Raw genomic sequence first — 24,286 nt, forward strand, 5'->3', positions numbered from 1 at the left:
TTTTGCTTCTCATGCTGGCAGGAGGCTCAGAAGGCCTCCTCCCAGCTCCGGCTCAGGCGCACGGCGGAATTGATCAGACCCACCATGGAGTAGGTCTGCGGGAAGTTGCCCCATAACTCGCCGGTCGTGAAGTCCGCATCCTCCGAAAACAGGCCGAAGGAATTGCGCAGGCTCAAGATGCGCTCGAAGAGCTCGATCGCTTCCTTCTTGCGCCCGATCGCGTTGAGCGCGTCCACGTACCAGAAGCCGCAGATCATGAAGGCCGTATGCATGTGGCCGAAATCGTCCTCCACGTCGTAGCGCAGAAGAAGATCGCCGCGCCGGAGCGCCTTGCCGACCGCATCCACGGTGGCGATGAAGCGTGGATCGTCGGCATCCACGAAATTGAGCTCCGCCAGCAGCAGCAGGGTGGCATCGAGATCCTCGCCGTCGAAGGACGACACGAAGGTCCCCTTCCCGGCATTGAACGCGCGTTCGTTGATGACTGCATGCATCCGCTCGGCATGCTGGTACCAGTAGGCCGCCCTTTCCTCCCGGCCCATGGCGCGCGCGATCTTGACCAGACGGTCGCAGGCGGCCCAGCACATGACACTCGGGAAGGTGTGGACGGCCGCCTTCGTGCGCAGCTCCCACGGGCCGGCGTCGGGCTGGTCGAACACCTCGATCGCCCGCTGCCCCAAGGTCTCCAGATGCGCGAAGAGCGCCCGGTTTCCGGTGCGGATCAGCCGCTTGTCGAGGAACGCATGGGTCGAGGCCAGGACGATGCTGCCGTAGGCGTCGTTCTGGATCTGCGTATAGGCGGCGTTTCCGACCCGGACCGGCCCCATGCCGCGATAGCCCGCCAGCGCTCCGGCCTCGCGCTCTTCGAGATTCGGCGAGCGGGTGATGCTGAAGAGCGGCGGCATGTCGACCTGCGCCGGATTGGCATCGGCGTCGTCGACGAGGTTGGTGATGTAGGTGAGGTATTCCTCCATCGTCTTCGTCGTGCCGAGGCGGTTGAGGGCCTGGATGACGAAATAGGCGTCGCGGAGCCAGCAATAGCGGTAGTCCCAGTTGCGCTGGGTGTGCGGCGCTTCCGGAACCGAGGTCGTCAGCGCGGCCACTATCGCGCCCGTCTCCTCGAAGTTGCAGAGCTTGAGGGTGATGGCGGCGCGGATGACCGCCTCCTGCCAGTCGAACGGAATGGACAGCGACCGAACCCAGTCGCGCCAGAATGCAACCGTCTGATCGAGGAACTCGCGCGCGGTCCGGTCGGCTTCCGAGCGCAGGGGCTCATCCTCGCCGAAGAAGAACGACATCGGCCGCTCCACCACGAAGGGCCGCTCCTCGGCCACGTAGGAAATCGGCGCATCGGTGGTCAGGCGCAGGGAGTGATCGGCACCGACGAAGCGCAGGTGGTTGCTGCCGCGGGTGGTGGCCGGCTGGCGCTCGCCCCACTCGAAATGGGGCCGCAGGCTGACCCGGATGCGCGGGCGCCCCTTCACCGGGCGGACGCGGCGGATTAGCATCGGCGGGCGGAACGTGCGGTCGTAATGCGTGAAGCGCGGCGCGAAATCCGTGATCTCGACGATGTTGCCGTGGGAGTCGGTCATGGTCGAGACGAGAACGGCGGTGTTCTCGAGATAGGTCTGCTCGCAGCTCACCATCCCGATCTGGTCGATCGCGAAGATGCCGCGCTGCTCCGCATCGGGGCGGTCCTCCGGGCAGTCGAGAAGGGCGGAGAAGACCGGATCGCCGTCGAACCGCGGGAAGCAGCTCCAGACGATCCGCGCGCGACGGTCGACGAGGGCCGAGATCATGCAATTGCCGATGACGGCAAGGTCGAGAGAACTCATGACTTCAGGAAATCCGGTCGAAAGGAAGGGTGCCTTCGGTTGCCCACACCGACAGGCAATGCCTCAGGTCGGAGGGCGTTCCGAGGCGCTCGCGGGCGATGGTCTCTCCGCCCCCGATGCGGATGGAGAGGCCGCCATGGGCATTCACGGTCTTGAATCCGTTCTCGTCGGTCAGGTCGTCGCCGGCGAAGATCGGGATTCTGCCGCGATAGGGCTCCTGCTGCAGGAACTGCTCAATCACCTTGCCCTTGCCGGCAGCCGCGGGAAGAATCTCGGCCACCGCCTTGCCGTGCTGGACCCGGTAGTCGGGCCCGAGCGCCTGGACGGCCGCATGGGCGGTCTCCAGGGCGAAGTCCTTCTCCTGCGGGGCCAACCGCCAGTGGATGGCGATGGAGCAGCCCTTGTCCTCGATCAGGACGCCCCGCTTGGGTGCGACGATCTCCTCGAGTCGCGCCGCCATCTGGCGCAGGTGCGGATGCTCGTCGGGATCGCAGAGAAAGAGTTCCCCGCCGACGCGCCGTTCGAGGCCGTGGAGCCCGCCGATATCGAAGAGATGCGGCCTGAAGCGGCTGTCCAGGAACTCGATCGGGCGCCCGCTGATGATGGCAAGCGCGCCGCCGAGCCTTTCCTGCAGCCTAGTCAGGATCCCCGGCAGGGCCGGATCCACCATGACGGCATCCGGACGCTCGACGATGTCCACCAGGGTTCCGTCGAAATCGAGGAAAAGCGCGTAATCCTCGGATTGGCTGAAGGGGGGCGGTTGGATCAAGGCAGCTTCACGCATACGCCGATGCCTCTTTCGGTTTCACGGGCAAGGAGCACAGGGTCCGGCGAACGGGCCGCAGGGGTCCTTCCGCGGAAGCGCACCGTTTAGGCGCGGCAACCTGAATGAAAGCGAAACACGCGCCCAGCCCGACGGGGCCCTGCGCCCCTTTGCCTGCAACAGGTCCGGGTCGCGTCACGGTCGCCTCGTCGTCATCGGGTCCTGTCCTCGTTCGGTCGGTTCTGCCTTCAACATAGGACCCGACCTTCCGGAGGGAATGCCCCTGGGGTTACTGCGAGCGGAAACCCTGGTCTGCAGGAACCGATCGGCCGCAGGTTCGCAACGGGCTGCATAAAGAAACCGCGGTCGGGCCTTTCGGACCGACCGCGGTGACAAGGCCTAAAAGGCTCGAGCGGGCTCAGTGCTCGCGGAAGGCGCGGGCAATCTGCTCCTCGAGAGGCTTGATCATGTACTGGAACGGCGTGCGCTCGTTGACCTGAACGAAGACCTCCGCCTGCATGCCGGCGAGCAGCTTCAGATGGCCGAGGCGCTTGATCTCGTCGGCCGGCAGGCCCACGCGGATCGTGTAGAACGACGCGCCCGTCTGCTGGTCGCGGGACACGTCCGCCGAGATCCGGGTGACGGTGCCGTGCAGCTCGGGCGTAGACCTCTGGTTCGAGGCGTGCACCCGCACGGTGGCCTTCTGGCCGATGGCCACCTGGTCGATCTCGTTCGGGAGTACCCTCGCCTCGAGGTCGAGCGTGTCGTTCGTCGGCACGATGTACATGACCGGCTCGGCGGGCGAGATGACGCCGCCGACCGTATGGACGTTGAGCTGATGCACGAAGCCGTCGCTGGGCGAGCGGATGTCGATGCGCTTGAGCTGGTCCTCGGCCGCGACGCGGCGCTCGGTGTACTCGGCGATCTTGCCCTGGATCTCGCGCAGCTCCTGCATGGCTTCGGCGCGCATCTGCTCGTCGATCTGGATGATCTGGAACGAGGTCTCGGCGATGCGCCCTTCCGCCTGAGCGATGGCGGCGATGAGCTGGCCGCGCTGGCCCTCGATGCTGGCCGCGTCGCGCTCCAGCGCATTCAGGCGCGGCAGCTGCACCAGGTTCTTCTGGTAGAGGTCGCGAACGCCCTTGAGCTCGTCGACGATCAGCTCGGCCTCGCGGGCCTTGGCGTTCTGCTGGGCCCTGAAGCCGACGATCTCGTCCTGGGATTGGGCGATGCGCTTGCGGAGCTGGTCCTTCTGGGCGTCGCGGGTCGCGCGGCGAGCCTCGAACAGGGTCCGCTCGGATCCCATGATCTTCACGATTGCCGGATCATCGAGGCGGCTTGCGAATTCCGCCGGCATCTTCACCTCGGCGGCGCCGTCGCGCTCGGCCTCGAGACGAGCCTGGCGGGCCAGGAACTCGTCGAGCTGCTTCGACACGACCAGCAGGTTGGCGCGGGTGACCGTCTCGTCGAGGCGGACCAGGAGGTCGCCTTCCTTGACCCGGTCGCCGTCACGGACCTTCAGCTCGCCGACGATGCCGCCGACCGCGTGCTGCACCTTCTTGATGCTGGAATCGACCACGAACTGGCCGCCGGCCACGACCGCGCCGGACAGGGTGGCGGTCGCCGCCCAGAGGCCGATCGTGCCGCCGAACAGGGCGATCATCGAGGCGCCGGCGATGGCCGAGCGGCGGAGAGCCTTCTGATGCCTCGACGGCTTCTTGGGCTTCTGGATCTTCATCATCATTTATCCAACCTCCCGCAGCGAGGCTGCCTGGGGTGCTGCGCCTGGGGCCGCCCGGGCGGGGGCCGGCGCAGGCGTCGTATTGCGTTTCATGACGGCCTGCAGGACCTCGTCCCGCGGACCCATGGCCTTGATCCGGCCCTCTTCCATGATGGCGACCAGATCCACGTTGCCGAGAGCCGCCGGGCGGTGGGTGATGACCACCACGATGCCGCCCCGCTTGCGCACGGACAGGATCGCCTCGTTGAGGGCCTCGTCACCGGCCCCGTCGAGGCTGGCGTTCGGCTCGTCGAGGACCACCAGGAAGGGATCGCCGTAAAGGGCGCGGGCAAGCGCCACGCGCTGGCGCTGGCCGCCCGACAGGGAGGTTCCGCCTTCGCCGATCCGGGTGTTGTAGCCCTCCGGCAGGCCCAGGATCAGGTCATGGGCGCCGGCGGTCTTGGCCGCCGCGATGACGGCCTCCGGCGAGGCGTCGGGCTGGAAGCGGGCGATGTTCTCGGCCACGGTTCCGTCGAACAGCTCCACGTCCTGCGGCAGGTAGCCGATATGGCGGCCGAGCTGGTCGGACTCCCACTGCTCGATGGCGGCGCCGTCGAGGCGGATGTCACCGCGGAGCATCGGCCACACGCCCACGAGGGCGCGGGCCAGGGTCGACTTGCCCGAGGCGCTCGGTCCGATCAGGCCGAGGCCCTGGCCGGCGCGGAGTTGGAACGAGGCTGCCTGGACGATCGGCGTGTTGGTGCCCGGAGCGCCCACATAGATGTCCTCGGCCACGACCTGCCCCTTCGGGGCCGGGAGGGGCATGAGCTCCTCCTGGGCCGGCACGACCGACAGGATGTGCTCGAGGCGGCGATAGCCCTGGCGGGCCGCCGTGAAGCCCTTCCAGTGGGCGACGGCGATCTCGATCGGCGCAAGCGCCCGGGACATCATGATCGAGGCGGCGATCATCGAGCCGCCCGAGACCTCGCCCTTGATCACGAGGTAAGCGGCGAGGCCGAGGATGCCCGACTGCAGGATCATGCGGAACACCTTGGCGAAGGCGCTGATGCCCGAGGTCGATTCGCTGGCGCGCAGGCCGTCGTCCACGTGCTTGGTGTGGACCTCCTCGTAGCGGCGGCCCAGGAACTCGACCATGCCGAGGGCGCGAACCACCTCCGCGTTGCGGCGGCTGGTCTCGGCCATGGCGTGGCGCTCGGCCGCGCTCTTGGTGAGCTCGTAGGACGGGCCCTTGCTCTTGGCGTCCGTGTAGAGCGTCAGGGCGATGATGACGATGCCGCCGACCACCGACATCCAGCCCAGCCACGGATGGATGATGAAGCAGCCGATGAAGAAGATCGGCATGAACGGCATGTCGAACAGGGCCGTCGGGCCCAGGCTGGACAGGAAGCCGCGGATCTGGTCGAGGTCGCGGATCGGCTGGAGGCTCTCCGCCTGGCGGGCGCCCTTGAGGGGCATCGCTGCGACCAGGTCGAAGATGCGCCGGGACAGAAGCTCGTCGAAGCGGGCACCGATTCGCGCCAGCATCTTGCCGCGGATCGTGTCCAGGCCGCCCTGGAGCAGGTAGGCCGCCAGCACGATCAGGGACAGGCCGACCAGGGTCGAGATGCTGCGGCTCGACAGGACCCGGTCGTAGAGCTGGAGCATGTAGATGGAGCCGGTCAGGGCCAGAATGTTCACGACCGCCGAGAATACGGCGACCCCGATGAAAGCGGGGCTGCTGGCCTTGAGAGCGTTGTAGACCTCGGAGCCGTCGTCCCTGGATCTTCTCGTTGCCTGCTTCATGTGTTCTTCCATGGTCGGACCAGAAACAGCCCGCGCGTGATTATTACGTGGATCTCATGCAACCTCAAAGAGTCGCATGAGCTTTGCCGCCTCGCGACGGCTGCGAACTTGGGCTTGTTCTATGCGAGCGTCTTTCCTGCACCGGCAGGCGGTGCGTGGGTTCTTGATACGCTCTCATAGATATGAGGAGCCCCCTGGGTGACGGTTTCCGTAACGCCACTCCTTTTGTAACCCTATTCAATGTAATTATGTCAACCAAAAGGCAGTGCAAGCAGTTAACTTTCTTTTTTTACTCTTCGTTTAGAGGGGGAACTTTCCAAGAACATGGCTTAACGTCGTAACTGTTTGGTAAATTTTCATAGTTAAGAACATGTGATCTACCGATGAGGTCACATTATGGACTTGCGAAATCATTCTCAAGATTTGTCCGGTGCTCGCAAGCAGGCCGACGTATCGTCAGCACCTTCAAAAGAGGTAGCCAGCATGATCCGGCTCGACCCCAAGGCGAGCGAGGCCCTGGCGTCGGCCGTCGCCGCCGCGAAACAGAATGCCGCGGGACCGAAGCCCGAGGCAACCGAATCTGCCAAGCTCGGAGCCTCGTCCCGCCTCGATTCGAAAGCCCCTCTGCTCCGGGCCGTGGCTGCCGCGGCCCTCGTGGCGGCGTGCGGACTGGCTTCTTTCGCCGGAACCCAGGCCCAGCGCAGCGCGGCGTATCAGTCCGGAGCCGAGGTGGCCGCGCTCAACCAGGACGCCTTCGCGAGACTGACCCGCGAGCTCGAATCAGTCAGGACGGACCTCGCATCCCTGAAGGCCGAGGCCGGATATTCGTCCCAGGCCAGCGCATCGGACCGGGACAAGCTGGACCAGAAGATCGAGGCTCTTGCGGCCGCACTCCGGAAGCCGGACGTGACGTCATCGGCGCTCGAAGCGCGCCTCGACCGGATGGAAAGCCAGATCATGAGCACGCTCGGCGATCTCTCCGCCAGGACGGCAGCAGCACCGGCGGCGCAGGTGCCGGCACCGGCCGCGGCGGCACCGCTCGCGCCGGTCGCGCCCGCCGCCCCGGCCCTAACGGAGGCTTCCCTCCGCGAGCCCGAGCCGACGCCGCCTGCCCCGCCCGTCAGGTCGGCGCGCAACGAGCCCGTCGACGGATGGATCGTGCGGGAGGTCTATGACGGCGCGGCCCTGGTGGAAGGCCGGAACCGGCGCCTTTACGAGGTCGCCCCGGGCGGCATCGTGCCAGGCGTCGGCCGGGTCGAAGCGATCGAGCGGCGCGGCCGGAGTTGGGTCGTGCTGACCGACAAAGGCTTCATCGGCAGCTACCGGTAGACGAGGCCCGCAAGCGTCTCACCGCGGGACGATGGCCCGCAGCCCATAGACCAGGACCGTGAAGACGGCGAGGCTCGCCGCATAGAGAAGAACGAACCAGAGGAGGCGCCTGCGGCGCCCCTCGGTCGGGCGGGAAGGCTCGGTGGCCATCAATGGTACCCGTAGCCTCCGCCCGAAATCTCCTCCGCGACCTTGCCGCGGAAGACGTAATAGGCATAGGCCGTGTAGATGAACGTGATCGGCAGCACGATCGCGAAGCCGACCAGCGCGAAAAGCTGGGAATGGACCGTGTTGGCGGTGTCCCAGATCGTCAGGTTCGGCGGCACGTTGTAGGGAAACAGGCTGACGCCGAGCCCCAGATAGCCCAACAGGAACAGAGCGATCGCCAGGAAGAAGGGCCGGTAGTGGCGCCCCTCCTCCAGGTCGCGGAACAGCCTGTAGGCCGTGTAGGCCGTGATCAGCGGAATCGGCGCCAGGAAGGCGATGTTGGGCCAGGTGAACCAGCGGCTCTCGATCTGCCGCCCCAGGAACGGCACCCAGAGCGAGACGACCACCATGGCGATGATCGTGCCGACGAGGAAGCGGATCGCCATGCGCCGGGCCCAGATTTCGAGCTCGCCCGTCGTCTTCATCACGCACCAGGTCGCCCCGAGCAGGCCGTAGCCGAAGATCAGGCCGACGCCCGTCAGGACGCTGAACGGGGTCAGGAAGTCGAAGGTACCGCCCGTGAACTGGCGCCCGTCGTTGGCGAAGCCCTGGACGAAGGTGCCGAGCACCATGCCCTGGAAGAACGTGGCGAGCAGCGACCCGAAGAAGAAGGCGTTGTCCCACAGGAATTTCGAGCGGTCCGCCTTGAAGCGGAACTCGAAGGCGACGCCCCGGAAGATCAGGGCGATCAGCATGAGGATGATCGGCACGTAGAGAGCCGGCATCAGGACCGCATAGGCGACGTGGAAGACGGCGAAGAGGCCGCCGCCGCCGAGGATGAGCCAAGTCTCGTTGCCGTCCCAGATCGGCGCGACCGAGAACATCATCCGGTCGCGCCAGTTCTCGTCGCGGGCGGCCTTGAACATGATCCCGATGCCGAGATCGAATCCGTCGACGATCACGTACATGGCGACCGCAACGGCGATCAGGCCGGCCCAAATGAGCGGCAGCCAGAAGGCGAGTCCCTCATATTGCATTCCGAAACCGAACATCGCGCCGCTCCTATTCCGCCGGTAGGGGCCTGCGGCCCGACCCGCTTTCGAGCCCCTCGTCGGGCAGGGAGAACGGCCGCTTGGGCTTCTTGCCGATGTCGTCGCGGATGTCCTCCAGCGGATCGGGGCCGCGCCGCAGGAGCTTCGCGAGGTAGTAGGAGCCGAAGCCGAACACGAAAGCGTAGACCACGATGAAGATCACGAGGGTCGTGCCCACCGCCTGCGCCGAGACCGGCGACACCGCGTCCGCCGTGCGCAGGTGGCCGTAGACCACGTAGGGCTGCCGTCCGATCTCCGCCGTGAACCAGCCGAAGAGGACCGCCCCGAACCCGGACGGGGTCATCAGCATGGCGGCGGTGAGGAACGCCCTGTTGGAGAAGAGCGTGCCTTTCCAGCGCAGGTAAACGCTCCACAGCCCGAGGCCGAGCATGGCGAAGCCGATGCCCACCATGATCCGGAACGAGAAGAACACGGGCCAGACCGGCGGGCGTTCATCGCGCGGGACCTCCTTGAGGCCAGGCACCACGCCGTCGAAGGCGTGGGTCAGCACCCAGCTCCCGATCTTCGGAATGCCGATCTCGTAACGGTTCGTCTCCGCCTCCTCGTCGGGGATCGCGAAGAGGCGGAGCGGCATGTTGGCCATTCGGTCCCAATTGCCCTCGATGGCGGCGAGCTTGGTGGGCTGGTACTTCAGCACGCCGAGGCCATGGAGATCGCCGATCAGGATCTGGACCGGCACGAAGATCAAGGCGAACCAGAGCGCCATCGACATGGAGCGCCGGGCGCCCGCGAGCTTCGCCTCCGGCGCATCGTGCGGATGGCGCAGGAGCATCCAGGCCGACATGCCAGCCACCGCGAAGGCCGTCGTGAGGTAGCAGCCCATCACCATGTGCGCATAGCGCAACGGGAACGAGGGGTTGAACACGACCTTGAACCAGTCGACCGGAACCGCCTTGCCGTTCTCGATCGCGAAGCCGTCGGGCGTCTGCATCCAGGAATTGGCCGACAGGATCCAGAAGGCGGAGATCAGCGTGCCGAGCGCCACCATGCAGGTCGCAAAGAAGTGAAGCCGGTCCCCGACCTTTTCCCAGCCGAACAGCATGATGCCGAGGAACGCGGCCTCCAGGAAGAAGGCCGTGATGACCTCGTAGGCGATCACGGGCCCGAGCACGTTTCCGGTGAATTCGGAGAAGCGCGACCAGTTGGTGCCGAACTGGTAGCTCATCACGATCCCCGACACGACGCCGAGGCCGAACGAGACTGCGAAGACTTTCACCCAGAAGCGGAAGAGGTTGCGGTAGAGCGGGTTGCCCGTCCGGAGCCAGTTGAACTCCAGCGCCACGAGCCAGCTGGCGAGGCCGATGGTGAAGGCCGGAAAGATGATGTGGAAGGCGATCGTGAACGCGAACTGGATGCGCGAGAGCATCAGGGCGTCGAATTCCATTTCCGCTTCCCCTTTGACGTTCCTGTCTGCTTTTAGGGCGCGGCCCTGAAGCGGACCAGGGGTGCGCCGGCGCGGCAGGAACGCGGGAGCGGTTTCGTTTCAGCCTCAGGCCGGGCGCCAGCCGGTGCTGAGACGCTGCAGCGCTTCGAGTTCGACCGCATCGTGGCTGCAGAAGATCCGCATGCCGCGACGCCGGTCGTTGGCGAGCGCGCGCAGGCGCTCCTGGTTGTGAAGGCGCGCCGGACGGTCCATCTCCATCATGCGCTGATAGGCGGCGAGGCCCGGCGTGCAGCGGGGCGCCGAATCCATCTCGTGCCGGTAGAAATAGGCGTCGCCCGCATTGAGCAGCCAGCCTTCCGGGGTATCGATCGCGACGCCCGCATGGCCGATCGTGTGGCCGGGCAGCGGGATCATCAGGATCTCGGGCGGCAGCCCGTCGAGGTCGCGCACCGCATCGAAGCCGAACCAGCGCTCGCCTCCCGGCCGGTAGAAGCGCCAGTCGTGCACGCCGTCCCACTGATCGGGCCGGTAGCGCCGGCGCTGGATGAAGCCGCGCCGGATCTGCGCCACCTCCGCCTCAGGCTGAAGAACGTGCACGCGCGCCTCGGGAAAATCCTCGAGCCCTCCGGCATGGTCGAAATCGAGATGCGTCAGCACGATGTGGCGCACGTCGCGCGGGGAGAAGCCGAGGCCGCGAACCTGTTCGAGGGCCGTGTAGCGATGCTCGAACTGGATGCGGTTGAAATGGATGAAGAACGGGCTCAGCCGCTCGTAGGGCTCCTCGACGTCGCGTGTTCCGAAGCCCGTATCGACCAGAACGAGGCCGCGGTCGCTCTCGACTAGGAGACAATGGCAGACCAGCTGGCCGGTCAGCCCGTGGCTCACGCCGTCCATCAACCTGCCGCCGACGGGACACATGCAGCCGCAATTGAGGTGGTGGATGCGCATCGCAAGCCTCTCCGTCTGGACATGACGCAAGTCCCAACGCCGGGCGCGTCGAAAATGTTCGCCGTCAGGCCCGCATCTCGGCCTGCGCCTGCTTGGGGGAGGCCTTGCGCTTCTTCTTGGCGGCCTGGCTCTTCGAAGCCTCGATCGCCTGCTCCAGACGTGCCTGAAGGAGAGACAGGACCGCCGCCTCTTCGGGCTTGAGGCCGGCGAGGTTGTCGCGCAGCTCCGCCTCGACCTCGTCCTTGACCTCGATCAGCAGCGAGCCTTCGAGGTAGCAGTTGAACACCTCGGGATGCACGTAGCACTTGCGGCAGATCGTGGGGGTGTTGCCGAGGCGCGACGAGACCCGCTCGATCGCCTGGCGGATGTTCTTCTTGGCCTTCGCCTCGCTGTCGAACTCCTCGAACTCGGCGAGCGCCAGGGCCGCCAGCACGGTGCCGGCCCAGGTGCGGAAATCCTTGGCGGTGATGTCACGGCCCGTGATTTCCTTCAGGTAGGCGTTCACGTCGGCGGAAGTGACCGACTGCTGCTGCCCCTCCTCGTCGAGGTATTGGAACAGGTCCTGGCCCGGCAGGTCCTGGCACGCCTTCACGATCTTGGCGATGCGCCGGTCCTTGACGGAGAGCTTCCAGGTCTTGCCGCTCTTGCCCTTGAACTGGAAGCGCAGCTCGGTACCGTCCACCTTCACGTGCGGGTCGCGCAGCGTGGTCAGCCCGTAGCTCTTGTTCTGTTTGGCGTAGTCGGAATTGCCGACCCGGATCAGCGTGTTCTCGAGCAGGTGCACCACCGTCGCCAGAACCTTCTCGCGCGGCAGGCCGCGCTGGCCCATGTGATCGTCGATGGTTTTGCGGATCGCCGGAAGCGCCTTGGCGAACTCGATCATGTGCTCGAATTTCGTGCTCTCGCGGATCTCGCGGAAGGCCGGGTGATACCGATACTGCTTGCGGCCCTTGGCGTCGCGACCCGTCGCCTGGACGTGCCCGTCGGCCCGGGGACAGATCCACACGTCGGCATAGGCGGGCGGGATCGCCAGGGAGCGGATGCGGGAAAGCGTGGCCTCGTCCGCGACCTTCCTGCCGTCCGGCCCCACATAGGTGAAGCCCTTGCCGAACTTCTTGCGCCGGATTCCCGGCTCCTCGTCGGACACGTAGCGCAGACCTGCCGTTTCGGCCGCATCCCGCGGATCGACGACGTTCTCAGGCGATGTATTCGGGTCCAGCAACATGACGCGCCCATGTTCGACAGAGGAAGGGTCAACCGGAGCGCGCCATGCCGGGTTCCGCCTGCGTCTTCGATGCCTTGGCATCCCGCCGGTCGTTGCGGATCTTGAGCACGAGAATCGTGGCGCTCATGGCGAGGCTCAGCAGGTTGAACACGATGAGGGGCACGCTGCCGAGCAGGAAGCCGTAGATCGACCACAGCACGAAGGCCGTGACGGTCACCATGTACATGCGCTTGGAAATGGCCGCCGTGTCGCGCTCGCGCCACGCCTTCAGGACCTGCGGCGCGAAGCTCGCGGTGGACAGGAGCCCCGCCACGGTACCCAGGATCGTCGGCAGCCAATCGCTCATCCTCGCTCGTCTCCTGCTCCGGCGCCAGACGGCAACGGAGCACGGCGGGCGAGGTTCCGGCCTCGAGCGGTCTCCCCTTTGGGCGAAAATGCTCCCAAGCATCGGACCCAAAAGTGAATTTGCACTTTTGGGATCGATTCCGATGCTTTCTCTTTAGGTCAGAGCATCGTTGAGAGCTGAAAACCGGGTCCACTTTTCCGCACGATGCTCTAGAAGGACCTCGTTACTCATTCTGGATCGATCTGTGTCTCCTTTGCCCTCCGCCGACGTCCAAGGCCGCAAGCTCGTCTTCGTGGTGACCGAGGACTGGTTCTTCGCTTCCCATTTCCTCCCCATGGCCCGCGCGGCGCGCGAGCTCGGCCTCGAGGTGACCGTGGTCACGCGGGTGCGTGCGCACCGGGAGGCCATCGAGGCGACGGGCGCGCGGGTGGTCCCTCTCGAGGCGGAACGCCGCAGCCTCAATCCCATGGCGGCCGGCTACGCCGCCGGCCAGCTCGCCGCGATCCTGAAGGACGAGAAGGCGGATCTCGTCCACTGCATTGCCCTCAAGGGCATTCTCACGGGCGGCTTCGCGGCCGCCATGGCGGGAGTCGGGCGGCGCGTCTATGCCCTTACCGGACTCGGTTTCCTCGGCGCCCGGACGGACATGACCGGGCGGCTGGCCCGGCGCGCCGTCCGGCTGCTCGTGCGCGGTCTCGAGACAAGCCGGACGCGCTACCTGTTCGAGAACACGGACGATCCGAGGCTGATCGGCCTCGACCCCGCAGGCGCCAACGTGACGATCGTGGGCGGGGCCGGCATCGACCCGGAGGCGCTGACCCCGTCTCCCCTGCCCTCCCATCCCCCGCTCAAGGTCGCCGTCGTCGCCCGCATGCTGTGGTCCAAGGGGATCGACCTCGCGGTCGAGGCGGTGCGGCAAGCCCGGGCGAAGGGCGCCGCCATCGAACTCTCGCTCTATGGCGCGCCCGATCCGTCCAACCCCAAGGCCATCCCAGAGGCGACCCTGAAGGAATGGTCGGCTGAGCCCGGGATCGCTTGGCACGGCGCGACCCGGGACGTGGCCGCGGTCTGGCGCGAGCACCATGTCGCCTGCCTGCCGTCCCGCGGCGGCGAGGGCCTGCCCCGGACCCTGCTGGAGGCGGCCGCCTGCGGGCGCGCCATCGTGACCAGCGACGTGCCCGGCTGCCGCACCCTCGTGCGCCACGACGTGGAGGGGCTGATCGTCCCGCCGGACGATGCCGCGAGCCTGGGCAAGGCCCTCGCGGCGCTGGCGGACGACCCGCAGCGGGTGGCCCGCATGGGCGAGGCGGCCCGCGCCCGGGTTCTCGACGGCTTCACGGAACGGGACGTGATGGAGGCCGTGAAAGGACTCTACGCTTCGATGCTGACGTCATGATCGCCGATCCCGCCGCCTTCATCCTGGCCGAGACGCGGCTGCGTCCGGTCCCGCATGCGCCGGAACTGGTCCTGCACGTGGCGGACGAGGCCACCGAGCTTTGGCAGAAGACCGAGGAGGAGCTGGGGGAGATCGGCCTGCCGCCGCCCTTCTGGGCCTTCGCCTGGGCCGGCGGGCAGGCGCTCGCCCGGTACGTTCTTGACCATCCCGAGACGGTCCGCGGGAAGCGCGTGCTCGACTTCGCGTCCGGCTCCGGCCTCGTGGCGATCGCCGCCATGAAGGCCGGGGCGGCGGAGGTGACGGCCTGCGACATCGACCCGTTCGCCATCGCGGCCATGGGCCTCAACGCCGAGGCCAATGGCGTCGGGATCGAACCGGTCCAGGCGGATCTCGTGGGCCGGGACGACGGCTGGGACGCGGTTCTGGCCGGCGACATCTGCTACGAGCGCGACCTCGCCCTGCGGGTGACGGACTGGCTCCTGTCCCTGAGCCGCCGGGGCGCCACGGTTCTGATCGGCGATCCCGGGCGGAGCTATCTGCCGAAGGAGCGGCTCGAGGAGCTGGCGGTCTACGAGGTGCCGGTCACCCGTTCCCTTGAGGATTCGGACGTGAAGCGCTCGAAGGTCTGGAAGTTCGCCTGAGGCTCGCGAGATCAAACTTTGCAATAACGCAAGGGAATTCGATATGTCATTGCGTAACTCCCTCCTTTGAAAGTGTAGCGATATAACCTATATCAATTGGGTGTATTACCGGGATTGATCAAAATCCTACCTCTCAGCCCCCAATGAGGAGGAACGACCGTGGCCCACCCAGCAACCTACAAGGCTCTCGTGGAAAGCAAGAGCGACCGCCCCCACCCTCTGCCGCCTTCCAAGGACATGACCCAGACCCTCGCCCGCGCCGAAGCGATCTGCCGGGCCCACGGCGTCCGCCTGACGCGGATCCGCCGCACCGTCCTGCAGGCGCTCTGCTCCAGCCCGAAGCCGCTGGGCGCCTATGAACTGGCCGACATGCTGGCCTCGAACGCCCGCCGCATGGCCCCGATCACCGTCTACCGGGCCCTCGACTTCCTGATCGAGCAGGGCCTCGCCCACCGGCTGGCGAGCCGCAACGCCTATATCAGCACGGTCGACAGCGACAGCGGCCGCGACGCGGTGGCCTACCTGATCTGCGAGAGCTGCGGCAGCGTCAGCGAAGGCTCCTCGGCGGCTCTCACGGGAGCCCTGTCGGACATCCTCCTGCGGGCGGGCTTCGAGCCCCGCTCGAAGGTGCTCGAGGTCGCCGGCCATTGCGCCGCCTGCCAGGGCCACAGCCAGGAGCGGCACTGACCCCTCTTCCTTGTGTGATCCGGTCGCGCTTGACGAACGAGGCGTTTGGCATCAGCTAATCCACGGCAGCCGGTCGCTGCCGCCGTGGATCAGCAGATGACATCCAGCACCCTTTCTCCCGCAGCCGGGATTTCCCCCGAGACCCTGGCCGGTCCCGCCCCGCGCCACAGGACCGTCGGCGTGCGCGTCGGCTCCGTCATGGTGGGCGGAGGTGCGCCGGTGGTCGTCCAGTCGATGACGAACACCGACACGGCGGACGTGGATGCGACCGTCGCCCAGGTCGCGGCCCTCGCCCGCGCCGGCTCGGAGATTGTGCGCATCACCGTGGACCGGGACGAAGCCGCGGCGGCCGTGCCGAAGATCCGCGAAAGGCTCGACCGTCTCGGCGTGACGGTGCCGCTCGTGGGCGACTTCCATTACATCGGGCATCAGCTGCTCGCCGACCATCCGGCCTGCGCCGAAGCCCTCGACAAGTACCGGATCAACCCCGGCAATGTCGGCTTCAAGGACAAGAAGGACCGGCAGTTCTCGGCCATCGTCGAGATGGCGATCCGGCACGGCAAGGCGGTGCGCATCGGCGCCAACTGGGGCTCCCTCGACCAGGAGCTCCTCACCCACCTGATGAACGAGAACGCAGCCTCCGCGAACCCGCGCGACATGCGCTGGGTGACCCGCGAGGCGATGGTCCAGTCGGCGCTCCTCTCCGCGGCGCGCGCGGAGGAGATCGGCCTCTCCCGCGACCGGATCATTCTGTCCGCCAAGGTCTCGGCCGTGCAGGACCTGATCGCCGTCTACCAGGAGCTCGCCCGCCGGTCCGACTACGCGATCCATCTCGGCCTCACCGAGGCCGGCATGGGCTCCAAGGGGATCGTGGCCTCCTCGGCCGCCATCGGCATCCTGCTCCAGCAGGGAATCGGCGACACGATCCGCTTCTCCCTCACGCCCGAGCCCGGCGGCGACCGCACCCTCGAGGTGAAGACCGCCCAGGAGCTGCTGCAGACGATGGGCTTTCGCACCTTCGTGCCGCTGGTCGCGGCCTGCCCGGGCTGCGGACGCACCACCTCGTCGGTGTTCCAGGAGCTGGCGCGGGACATCCAGTCCTGGATCTCCACCTCCATGCCGGAATGGCGCCGGACCCATCCGGGCGTCGAGAACCTGAACGTGGCCGTCATGGGCTGCATCGTGAACGGCCCGGGCGAATCGAAGCACGCGAACATCGGCATCTCGCTGCCCGGAACCGGCGAGCAGCCGGCCGCGCCCGTCTTCATCGACGGCCGCAAGGCCGTCACCCTGCGCGGCCCGACCCTCGCCCAGGACTTCCAGAAGCTCGTGCTCGACTACATCGACAAGAACTACGGGCAGGCAGGACGTGACGCGGCCGAGTAGATGCGCTAGAAGCCCTGCCAGACGTGATGGAACCCTAACGCAGATTTCGTTTTAAGCTTGAGCGCGATGTGCTAGAGAGCCCGCCGCGCCGGCACCGACGGCCGCCACGTTCTCGCGAAGAGGGGGCCGCCCTTCGTCGTACCGCAACGCAGTTGAACAGGGCCGTCCGCGGGCATATCCGCAAAGTAGCACCCATGGCAGATCAGCACGCTGTCGCCCCCGCACATGCCGATTCCGCGGCACCGGAGGCTTCCCTCCCGGAAAGCCATCACAAGGCAGGCTTCTGGACCCTGACCCTCGGCGCCATCGGCGTCGTCTACGGAGATATCGGCACGAGCCCCCTCTACGCCATGCGGGAGACCGTCATGGCGGCGACCGGCGGACATCACGGCACCCCGGTCCCGCTGACGCGCGACCTGGTCATCGCCATCCTGTCCCTGCTGATCTGGGCGCTGATCCTGACCGTCACGGTCAAATACGTCATTCTGCTGCTGCGGGCCGACAACAAGGGCGAGGGCGGATCCCTGACCCTCGTGGCCCTGGCCCAGCGCGCGCTCGGGCGACGAAGCCTTCCGGTCCTGATGATGGGTATGGCGGGCGCCGCCCTGTTCTACGGCGACGCCGCGATCACGCCCGCGATCTCGGTCCTGTCGGCGGTGGAGGGCCTGAAGCTCGTCACCCCCACGTTCGAGGACTACGTCCTGCCGATCGCCCTCGTGATCCTGATCGGCCTCTTCGCCGTGCAGGCCCACGGCACCGGCAAGGTCGCGGCCCTGTTCGGGCCGATCACCCTCCTGTGGTTCGTGTCGATGGCGGGCCTCGGCCTCCTCCACATCGCCGACGACCTGGAGGTGCTGCACTCGTTCAACCCGTATTACGGCGCGTCCTTCCTGCTCAGCCATCCGGGCACCGCCTTCGCGATCCTCGGCAGCGTCTGCCTCGCGGTCACCGGCGCCGAGGCGCTCTATGCGGATCTCGGCCATTTCGGGCGCCGGCCGATCCGCGTCGCCTGGGGCACCGTCGTGTTCCCGGCCCTCGCCCTCAACTATCTCGGTCAGGGCGCCCTCGTCCTGTCCAATCCCGGCTCCATCGAGAACCCGTTCTTCCTGCTCGCGCCGCCCTGGCTCCTCCTGCCGCTGGTGATCCTGGCCACTCTGGCGACGATCGTGGCGAGCCAGGCGGTGATCACGGGCGCCTATTCCCTGACCCGGCAGGCGGTGCAGCTCGGCCTCCTGCCCCGCCTCGACGTGCGCTTCACGTCGGAGACCCATTCGGGACAGATCTATCTGCCGCGCGTGAACTGGCTCCTGCTCGCCGCCGTCGTGACCCTCGTGGTGCTGTTCGGCTCGTCGAGCAGCCTGGCCAGCGCCTACGGCATCGCGGTCTTCGGCACGATGGTGATGACGACGCTCCTCGCCTGCATCGTGATGAGCCGGTCCTGGGGCTGGGGCCCGGTCAAGACCGCCCTCGTCATGGTCCCGCTGCTCGCGATCGATCTCACGTTCCTGTCCTCGAACCTGGTCAAGCTCCTCGACGGCGGCTACGTCCCGCTCCTGATCGCGGGCGTCTTCTTCGTCATCATGTTCACGTGGGTGAAGGGCACCAGGATCCTGTTCGAGAAGACCCGCAAGATCGACGTGCCCTTCCTCGAGCTCGTGAAGATGCTGGAGAAGAGCCCGCCCCACCGGGTGAAGGGCACGGCCGTGTTCCTGACGAGCGATCCCGACACCGCCCCGGCGGCGCTGCTGCACAACCTCAAGCACAACAAGGTCCTCCACGAGAAGAACGTGATCCTCACGGTCAACAGCGCGGACGTCCCGCGGGTGGAGAACCAGGACCGGGTCTCCATCGAGGAGGTGGGCGACTCGTTCTGGCGCATCCGGCTGAGCTACGGCTATATGGAGACGCCCAACATCCCGCGTGGCCTCGCGATCCTGCGCAAGCAGGGCTTCAAGTTCGACATCATGGCGACGTCGTTCTTCCTGTCCCGCCGCTCGATCCGCCCGGCGAGCCATTCGGGCATGCCGCTCTGGCAGGACAAGCTGTTCATCGGTCTCGCCAAATCCGCCAGCGACGCCACGGACTTCTTCCAGATTCCGACCGGCCGCGTCGTCGAGGTCGGCACGCAGGTGACCGTCTAGCGCATCGGCCCCGATGCGCCGGAACGGTTGTGGTTCCGGCGGCCCGATGCCACTCTCGGGCCCCATGACCGATTGCACCATGTCCGCCATCACCCTCCTGCGCCCGAGCCTCGACTGGCTTCCGGCCTACGAAGACGCCCTCGCCCGCGGCTGGTCGCCCAACACCGACCAGGACGTGAGCCGCGAGCAGCTGCGCCAGCTCAGGCGCGATCCCGCGCGCTTCCTGCACGATCTCTACAACAGCCCCATGATCCGCCTGTCCGACGGCCGTGAGGTGCCGCGCCTGCCTGCGCATGACTTCTGGATCAGCGACGGCGAGTTCTGCGGCCGCATCGGCTTCCGGTTCCAGCCCGGAACCGAGGACCTGCCGAAGAGCGCCTACGGCCATATCGGCTACACGATCGTGCCCTGGAAGCAGCGGCGGGGCTACGCGACCGAGGCGCTGCGGCGCATCCTGCCGGTCGCGCGGGCGGAGGGCTTCGCGCGGGTGCTGATCACCTGCGACGACGACAACGAGGGGTCCCGCAAGGTGATCCTCGCCAATGGCGGCGTTCCGGCCGGCAGGACGCCGCATGACCGGCGCCCGGGACACTCCAAGCTCAATTTCTGGGTCCCGACGACGGAGGCCTGACCTCTTCCGCGCCGCGAGGGCCCATGCCTTCGGGGCAATTCCGCGCTAACATGACGGCCATGACCGAGGACGTGAAGATGAAGAGGCGGCTGACCACCGTGCTGTGCGCGGACGTGCACGGCTACACCCGCCTGATGGAGCGCGACGAGGCCGGCACCCTGGCGACCCTGCGCCGCTACCGCACCGCCATGGCATCCCTCGTGGAGCGCCACGACGGTCGGATCGTCAACACCTGGGGCGACGCCGTGATCGCGGAGTTCGGCAGCGTCGTCGAGGCGGTGCAGTGCGCGATCGAGACGCAGCAGGAGCTGTCCCACCAGGACCGGGACCTGCCGGACGCGCAGCGCATGCGCTTCCGCATCGGGATCAATCTCGGGGACGTGATGGTGGACGGCTCCGACATCTACGGCGAGGGCGTCAACATCGCGGCGCGGCTGCAGGAACTCGCCGAGCCCGGCGGGATCATGATCTCGGGTCCGGTCTACGATCAGGTGCACAACAAGCTGTCGGTCGGCTTCGACTTCCTCGGCCGCCAGCAGGTGAAGAACGTCGCGGCTCCCGTCACGAGCTACCGGGTGAGCGTGAACGGCGCTGGAGGCGGACAAGCCGGGCCCGAGCCGGACGAGCAGGCCGCAAGAGCGTTCGGGGCATCCGACCTCCGCCGTCCGCAGGAACGGGAGCCGGCAGGCGCCACGCAGGCCGTCCTCGACTGGTTCGCGGGCCTGCCGCGGCCCGTCGCGACGGTCGTCGTCGTGTCGATCTTCCTGTTCCTGATCGACATCCTCACCGGGAACAGCATCTGGTTCCACTGGCCCGTGCTGGGCATGGGGCTGTTCCTCGCCCTGCGGGCGGTGCTCAGGCACAATCCTGAACGGGACGGAAAGAACCGCCGCCGGCCGGACGGCGAGTGACGCCGTCTCAGGCCTCCCGCTCGACCACGAAGCGCACCGCCTCCCGCAGGATCTCCGCCCGGGGGCCGAACCCGTCGAGAGCGCCTTGCGCCTTTTCGACGAGGTCGCGGCATTCGCGCCTTGCGCCCTCCATGCCGAGGAGGTCGACCAGGGTCGCCTTGCCCTTCTCCTGATCCTTGCCGGTGCGCTTGCCCATCGCCTCGGCCGAGGCTTCCCGGTCCAGAATGTCGTCGGCCACCTGGAAGGCCGCGCCTAAGGCGCGCCCGTATTCGACGAGACGGCCACGGGCCGCAGCATCCGCCCGGCCGACGATGGCCCCCGCCTCCACCGAGAAGGTGAGGATCGCCCCGGTCTTCATCATCTGGAGGCGCCGCACGTCGGCCTCGGCGAGGTCCGCCGGGCCGTAGCGCCCCTCCGCCGACAGGTCGAGGAGCTGGCCGCCGACCATGCCGCCGAGCCCGGACGCGCGGGCGAGCCCGAGCACGAGATCCGAGCGGATCGCCGGATCGGCATCGGTCGCCGGATCGGCCAGCACCTCGAAGGCGAGGGTCTGGAGCGCATCGCCCACCAGGATCGCGGTCGCCTCGTCGAAGGCGCGGTGCACTGTCGGGCGGCCCCGGCGCAGGTCGTCGTCGTCCATGGACGGCAGGTCGTCGTGAACCAGGGAATAGCAGTGCAGCAGCTCCACGGCGCAGCCGGCCCGAAGCGGCCCCTCCCCGTCCCGGCCCAGCAGCCGGGCCGTCTCGATGGTGAGGAACGGCCGCAGGCGCTTGCCGCCGCCCAAGGCCCCATGCCGCATGGCGGCCATCAGCCGGGCCGGCCGGGCAATCTCGCCGTGGCGGACTTTGTCTGCTAGCAAGGTCTCGAGACTTGCTTCGACAACCTCTGCGGCCTCTCTGAGCCGCGCCGTGAAAGTGATGGTGGATGGCGTCATGACGAGCCTGGATTCGGAGGGGGCAGCCACCCCGCCCGCGAAGTCGGTACAGGGGGAATCCGGGCCGGGCTGGACGATTCAGGCAGGACGGAAGCGGCCTGTGCTGACGCCGGGCCGCCTCCTCCGCCGCTTCGTTCAGATCGGCTTCGGGCTGGTACTCTTATGGGTCGGCACGGTCTTTTGGCTAGGGCTTTTGTACTGGGCCGTCCCGCCCGTCTCCACCCTGATGCTCGGCCGCTGGCTCACCCTGCAGCCCGTGGAGCGCGACTACGTGGATCTCGAGGAGATGTCGCCGCACCTGCCCCTCGCGGTCCTGACCTCGGAAGACGGCCGCTTCTGCGAGCATGGCGGCGTGGACTGGGACATGCTGCGCGCCGTGGTGGAGGCCGCGGACGAGGACGGCCCCTCCCGGGGCGCCTCGACGATCCCCATGCAGGCGGCCAAGAACCTCTTCCTCTGGCCCAGCCGCTCCTATGTGCGCAAGGGACTGGAGCTGCCGGTGGCGCTCTATCTCGACCTCATCTGGACCAAGCGCCGCATGATGGAGAACTACCTGAACATCGCCGAGTGGGGCGAAGGGGTCTTCGGGGCCGAGGCCGCGGCCCGACGCTATTTCGGCAAGCCCGCCAAGAACCTCACGCGGCGGGAGGCCGCGCTCCTCGCCACGGCCCTGCCGAATCCGCTCGTGCGCAACCCGGCCCGGCCCACCCGCCGCCACCAGGTCTTGGCAGCGCGGCTCATGGGGCGTATGGAGAGGGCGGCGCCCTATAGCGGCTGCCTGAAAAGTTAGGTCTTTGGCCAAGGGGACTAGATATTTCCTCAAAGACCATGTATGAGGCGCAACCTCATCAGATTGAGATGTGAGCGTTCCCCGGTTTGAGCGGGCGCTCCGCTATTGACCGGAGACGAGAAATGGCCGTTCCAAAGAGAAAAACGTCGCCTTCGCGGCGCGGCATGCGTCGCTCCGCCGATGCCTTGAAGGCCCCGACCTACATCGAGGACAAGGATTCCGGCGAGCTGCGCCGTCCTCACCACATCGACCTGAAGACCGGCATGTACCGTGGCCGTCAGGTCCTGAAGGTGAAGTCGGAAGCCTAAGACTTCGCATCCTGCGACATCAAGAACCGGCGTCTCAGCGCCGGTTTTTTGTGCGTGGAAAAGCCCGGCCAAGCTTGGTTTTCCGGCCCGGCCTTTACGCTCCCTTAAGCCTGAGGCCGGATCCTGCCCCCTTGTTCCTCCGGGGTTCGAGCTGGCTGCGCCCTTCGCGCCGCTCCTCCCCGGGCGGCGGGTGATCGAGGATGAGCGTGATGGCGACGAGGCGGCAGGGTCGGACGGGAATCTTCAAAGGCGCATCCCGGACGCCGCGAAAGGCCGCTCCCACGGGTCCGCAGGCCGCCCTCGCGGCCCTGAAAGGCGTCACCTATGCGTGGGATCTCGGGTCCGATGCGCTGACCTGGGGGCCCAACGCCGCCGACGTGCTCGGTCTCTCGCCAAGCGTCCTCCCCCGAACCGGCAGGGCCTTCGCCCAGATGATCGAGCCGGGAAGCGGGCTCGACCGCCGGGACGCCATGGCGGCGGACGAGCGCGGCAACCGCACGTTCGACGGGTGCTACGCCCTGCGCCTCTCGGCCGGCCATGTCCTGATGGTGCAGGATGCCGGCCGCTGGCAGGTCGATGCCGAGGGCCGTCCCTCCCTCCTGCGCGGGCTGCTGCGGGCCGATCCGGCCGCGAGCGCACCGGAACTCCTGCCGGCCGCCATCAAGGCGCGCTCGGCCCTCTTTCGGCAGATCCAGGACCAGATCGACGAGGCGGCGCAGCTCTCCCATACCTGCACGCTCATCGCCGGCGCCGTCAGTGAGGATGATGACGTTTCCATCGGCGAGGTGGCGCGCGCCCTGCGCCCCATGCTGCGCCGAGGCGACCGCTGCGATGCCCTGGGGACGAACCGCTTCGCCCTGACGCTGGCCTGTTGCCCCGCCTCGGAGGCTCCCGGCGCCATGAAGCGTGCGGCCGCCCTCATCAAGGCCGACGCGCCGGACCTGACGCTCCATCTCGGCGCCGCCTGCTCGCCGGATCACACCTTCGAGGCCGTGAAGCTGATGCGCTTCGCCGCCCAAGCCCTCGACCGGGCGGTCGCACGCTCCGAGACGGCCGTGCTCCACAAGATGCACCATGGGACGAAGCCGAAGGCCGCCGAGCAGGCGTCCTTCGATCTCGCGGCAATCCTCAACGACCGCCGCCTGATCCTGACCGGGCAGCCTCTGGTCGATGCCCCGTCGCGCCAGCCGGCCCTGGTCCAGGCCTGCCCGGCCGTCGGTTCTCCGGACGGCATGTCCGCACCCACCGGGCTGGTCCGCGCTACCGAGGAGGCGAACGTCGCCCTCCTCGTCGACGGACGTCTGCTGGAGCTGGCGGCGGACCACCTGGCACGCCACCACGAGGCGCGCCTCGCGCTTCTGGTCTCCGCCGCGACCTTGCGCGACCGGGAATGGCTGCCGATGCTGGCGGCGCATCTCGGAGCCCGGCCCGGCATCGCGTCCCGGCTGATCGTCCAGGTCCCCGAGGCGGTCGCGGGCGATCCGGAGGCGGCGCTGGCGCCGCTCAACACCATGAAGGCGTTCGGGGTCGGGATCGGGCTCACGGGCTTCGGCACCGGCCATGCGTCGCTCGCCGCCCTTCAGTCCCTGCCGGTCGATCTCGCGGTGATCGACGGCGTCTTCGTCCAGTCCCTCAAGCGCTCGACGGACGACCGGCTCTTCGTGCGCACCCTGATCGACATGGCCCGGCATCTCGGCATCGCGACCGCCGCCGAAGGCGTGGACGAGGAGGCCTCGGCCCGGCTGCTGTCGGCGTGGGGGATCGATTACATGCAGGGAGCCCTGTTCGGCGAGGCCAAGCCCCTCGCGCAACCGGAGACGCTCCTTCAGCGCCTCAGGCGCGCCTGATC

22 protein-coding genes are annotated in these 24,286 nt (G+C 67.5%); 11 read left to right on the plus strand and 11 right to left on the minus strand.

Annotated elements, in window-relative coordinates:
* Positions 1-26: 26 nt before the first annotated feature.
* The 4 genes from DES45_RS00305 to DES45_RS00320 form a co-directional block, all read right to left on the minus strand.
* Positions 27-1,835, minus strand: coding sequence for a glycoside hydrolase family 15 protein (locus DES45_RS00305; protein ID WP_114767987.1), 1,809 nt, complete (start codon positions 1,833-1,835; stop codon positions 27-29).
* A gap of 4 nt (positions 1,836-1,839) precedes the next feature.
* Positions 1,840-2,604, minus strand: coding sequence for a trehalose-phosphatase (gene otsB, locus DES45_RS00310; protein ID WP_245429674.1), 765 nt, complete (start codon positions 2,602-2,604; stop codon positions 1,840-1,842).
* A gap of 412 nt (positions 2,605-3,016) precedes the next feature.
* Positions 3,017-4,339 carry an HlyD family type I secretion periplasmic adaptor subunit gene (locus tag DES45_RS00315; RefSeq protein ID WP_114768779.1) on the minus strand — a complete coding sequence of 441 codons (1,323 nt, stop codon included), beginning with the start codon at positions 4,337-4,339 and terminating at the stop codon, positions 3,017-3,019.
* A gap of 3 nt (positions 4,340-4,342) precedes the next feature.
* Complete coding sequence (locus DES45_RS00320) at positions 4,343-6,121, minus strand: type I secretion system permease/ATPase (RefSeq protein WP_170151338.1); 1,779 nt, start codon at positions 6,119-6,121, stop codon at positions 4,343-4,345.
* A 483-nt stretch (positions 6,122-6,604) separates the two neighbouring features.
* Here DES45_RS00320 and DES45_RS24940 point away from each other — a divergent pair, with 483 nt between their 5' ends.
* Positions 6,605-7,450 carry a hypothetical protein gene (locus DES45_RS24940; protein ID WP_170151339.1) on the plus strand — a complete coding sequence of 282 codons (846 nt, stop codon included), beginning with the start codon at positions 6,605-6,607 and terminating at the stop codon, positions 7,448-7,450.
* Positions 7,451-7,468: 18 nt separating this feature from the next.
* Here the strand turns inward: DES45_RS24940 and DES45_RS25945 are convergent, their stop codons facing one another.
* From DES45_RS25945 to DES45_RS00350, 6 genes are all read right to left on the minus strand, one after another.
* Complete coding sequence (locus tag DES45_RS25945; RefSeq protein WP_281024053.1) at positions 7,469-7,600, minus strand: hypothetical protein; 132 nt, start codon at positions 7,598-7,600, stop codon at positions 7,469-7,471.
* Complete coding sequence (gene cydB / locus DES45_RS00330) at positions 7,600-8,649, minus strand: cytochrome d ubiquinol oxidase subunit II (protein ID WP_114767991.1); 1,050 nt, start codon at positions 8,647-8,649, stop codon at positions 7,600-7,602. Before cydB ends, DES45_RS25945 begins: the two co-directional genes overlap by 1 nt.
* A gap of 10 nt (positions 8,650-8,659) precedes the next feature.
* Positions 8,660-10,093: a cytochrome ubiquinol oxidase subunit I gene (locus DES45_RS00335; RefSeq protein ID WP_114767992.1), complete on the minus strand. Its 1,434-nt coding sequence runs from the start codon at positions 10,091-10,093 to the stop codon at positions 8,660-8,662.
* 105 nt (positions 10,094-10,198) lie between these two features.
* Positions 10,199-11,041, minus strand: coding sequence for an MBL fold metallo-hydrolase (locus DES45_RS00340; protein ID WP_114767993.1), 843 nt, complete (start codon positions 11,039-11,041; stop codon positions 10,199-10,201).
* A gap of 64 nt (positions 11,042-11,105) precedes the next feature.
* Positions 11,106-12,266 carry a DNA topoisomerase IB gene (locus tag DES45_RS00345; protein WP_114767994.1) on the minus strand — a complete coding sequence of 387 codons (1,161 nt, stop codon included), beginning with the start codon at positions 12,264-12,266 and terminating at the stop codon, positions 11,106-11,108.
* Between the two features lie 28 nt (positions 12,267-12,294).
* Complete coding sequence (locus tag DES45_RS00350) at positions 12,295-12,612, minus strand: SemiSWEET family sugar transporter (protein WP_114767995.1); 318 nt, start codon at positions 12,610-12,612, stop codon at positions 12,295-12,297.
* A 244-nt stretch (positions 12,613-12,856) separates the two neighbouring features.
* Between DES45_RS00350 and DES45_RS00355 the strand changes: the two genes are divergently transcribed.
* From DES45_RS00355 to DES45_RS00385, 7 genes are all read left to right on the plus strand, one after another.
* Positions 12,857-14,008 carry a glycosyltransferase family 4 protein gene (locus tag DES45_RS00355; protein WP_114767996.1) on the plus strand — a complete coding sequence of 384 codons (1,152 nt, stop codon included), beginning with the start codon at positions 12,857-12,859 and terminating at the stop codon, positions 14,006-14,008.
* Positions 14,005-14,649 (plus strand): class I SAM-dependent methyltransferase, encoded by a 645-nt coding sequence (locus DES45_RS00360; protein WP_114767997.1) that lies wholly within the window; start codon positions 14,005-14,007, stop codon positions 14,647-14,649. Before DES45_RS00355 ends, DES45_RS00360 begins: the two co-directional genes overlap by 4 nt.
* Before the next feature lie 159 nt (positions 14,650-14,808).
* Positions 14,809-15,336: a Fur family transcriptional regulator gene (locus DES45_RS00365; protein ID WP_245429675.1), complete on the plus strand. Its 528-nt coding sequence runs from the start codon at positions 14,809-14,811 to the stop codon at positions 15,334-15,336.
* 96 nt (positions 15,337-15,432) lie between these two features.
* Positions 15,433-16,722, plus strand: a complete 1,290-nt coding sequence (gene ispG, locus DES45_RS00370; protein WP_114767998.1) for a flavodoxin-dependent (E)-4-hydroxy-3-methylbut-2-enyl-diphosphate synthase — start codon at positions 15,433-15,435, stop codon at positions 16,720-16,722.
* A 194-nt stretch (positions 16,723-16,916) separates the two neighbouring features.
* Entirely contained in the window at positions 16,917-18,863 is a 1,947-nt protein-coding gene (locus tag DES45_RS00375; RefSeq protein ID WP_114767999.1) for a potassium transporter Kup, read from the plus strand.
* A 79-nt stretch (positions 18,864-18,942) separates the two neighbouring features.
* The gene (locus DES45_RS00380; RefSeq protein ID WP_210272393.1) at positions 18,943-19,494 is read left to right on the plus strand and encodes a GNAT family N-acetyltransferase; all 552 of its coding nucleotides are present in this window, start codon (positions 18,943-18,945) and stop codon (positions 19,492-19,494) included.
* A gap of 50 nt (positions 19,495-19,544) precedes the next feature.
* Entirely contained in the window at positions 19,545-20,405 is an 861-nt protein-coding gene (locus DES45_RS00385; protein WP_114768000.1) for an adenylate/guanylate cyclase domain-containing protein, read from the plus strand.
* A 7-nt stretch (positions 20,406-20,412) separates the two neighbouring features.
* Here DES45_RS00385 and DES45_RS00390 read toward each other — a convergent pair whose 3' ends face one another.
* On the minus strand, positions 20,413-21,339 hold the full coding sequence (locus DES45_RS00390) for a polyprenyl synthetase family protein (protein ID WP_114768001.1): 927 nt from the start codon (positions 21,337-21,339) through the stop codon (positions 20,413-20,415).
* Here DES45_RS00390 and mtgA point away from each other — a divergent pair.
* The 3 genes from mtgA (at position 21,338) to DES45_RS00405 (ending at position 24,284) form a co-directional block, all read left to right on the plus strand.
* Positions 21,338-22,129 carry a monofunctional biosynthetic peptidoglycan transglycosylase gene (gene mtgA, locus DES45_RS00395; RefSeq protein WP_114768782.1) on the plus strand — a complete coding sequence of 264 codons (792 nt, stop codon included), beginning with the start codon at positions 21,338-21,340 and terminating at the stop codon, positions 22,127-22,129. The two genes, DES45_RS00390 and mtgA, sit on opposite strands and share 2 nt — an antisense overlap.
* Positions 22,130-22,251: 122 nt before the next feature.
* Positions 22,252-22,437, plus strand: a complete 186-nt coding sequence (gene rpmF / locus DES45_RS00400) for a 50S ribosomal protein L32 (RefSeq protein ID WP_114768002.1) — start codon at positions 22,252-22,254, stop codon at positions 22,435-22,437.
* 209 nt (positions 22,438-22,646) lie between these two features.
* Positions 22,647-24,284 (plus strand): EAL domain-containing protein, encoded by a 1,638-nt coding sequence (locus DES45_RS00405; RefSeq protein WP_114768003.1) that lies wholly within the window; start codon positions 22,647-22,649, stop codon positions 24,282-24,284.
* The last annotated feature ends 2 nt before the right edge of the window (positions 24,285-24,286 follow it).

This window comes from Microvirga subterranea (assembly GCF_003350535.1).
GTDB classification, from domain to species: domain Bacteria; phylum Pseudomonadota; class Alphaproteobacteria; order Rhizobiales; family Beijerinckiaceae; genus Microvirga; species Microvirga subterranea.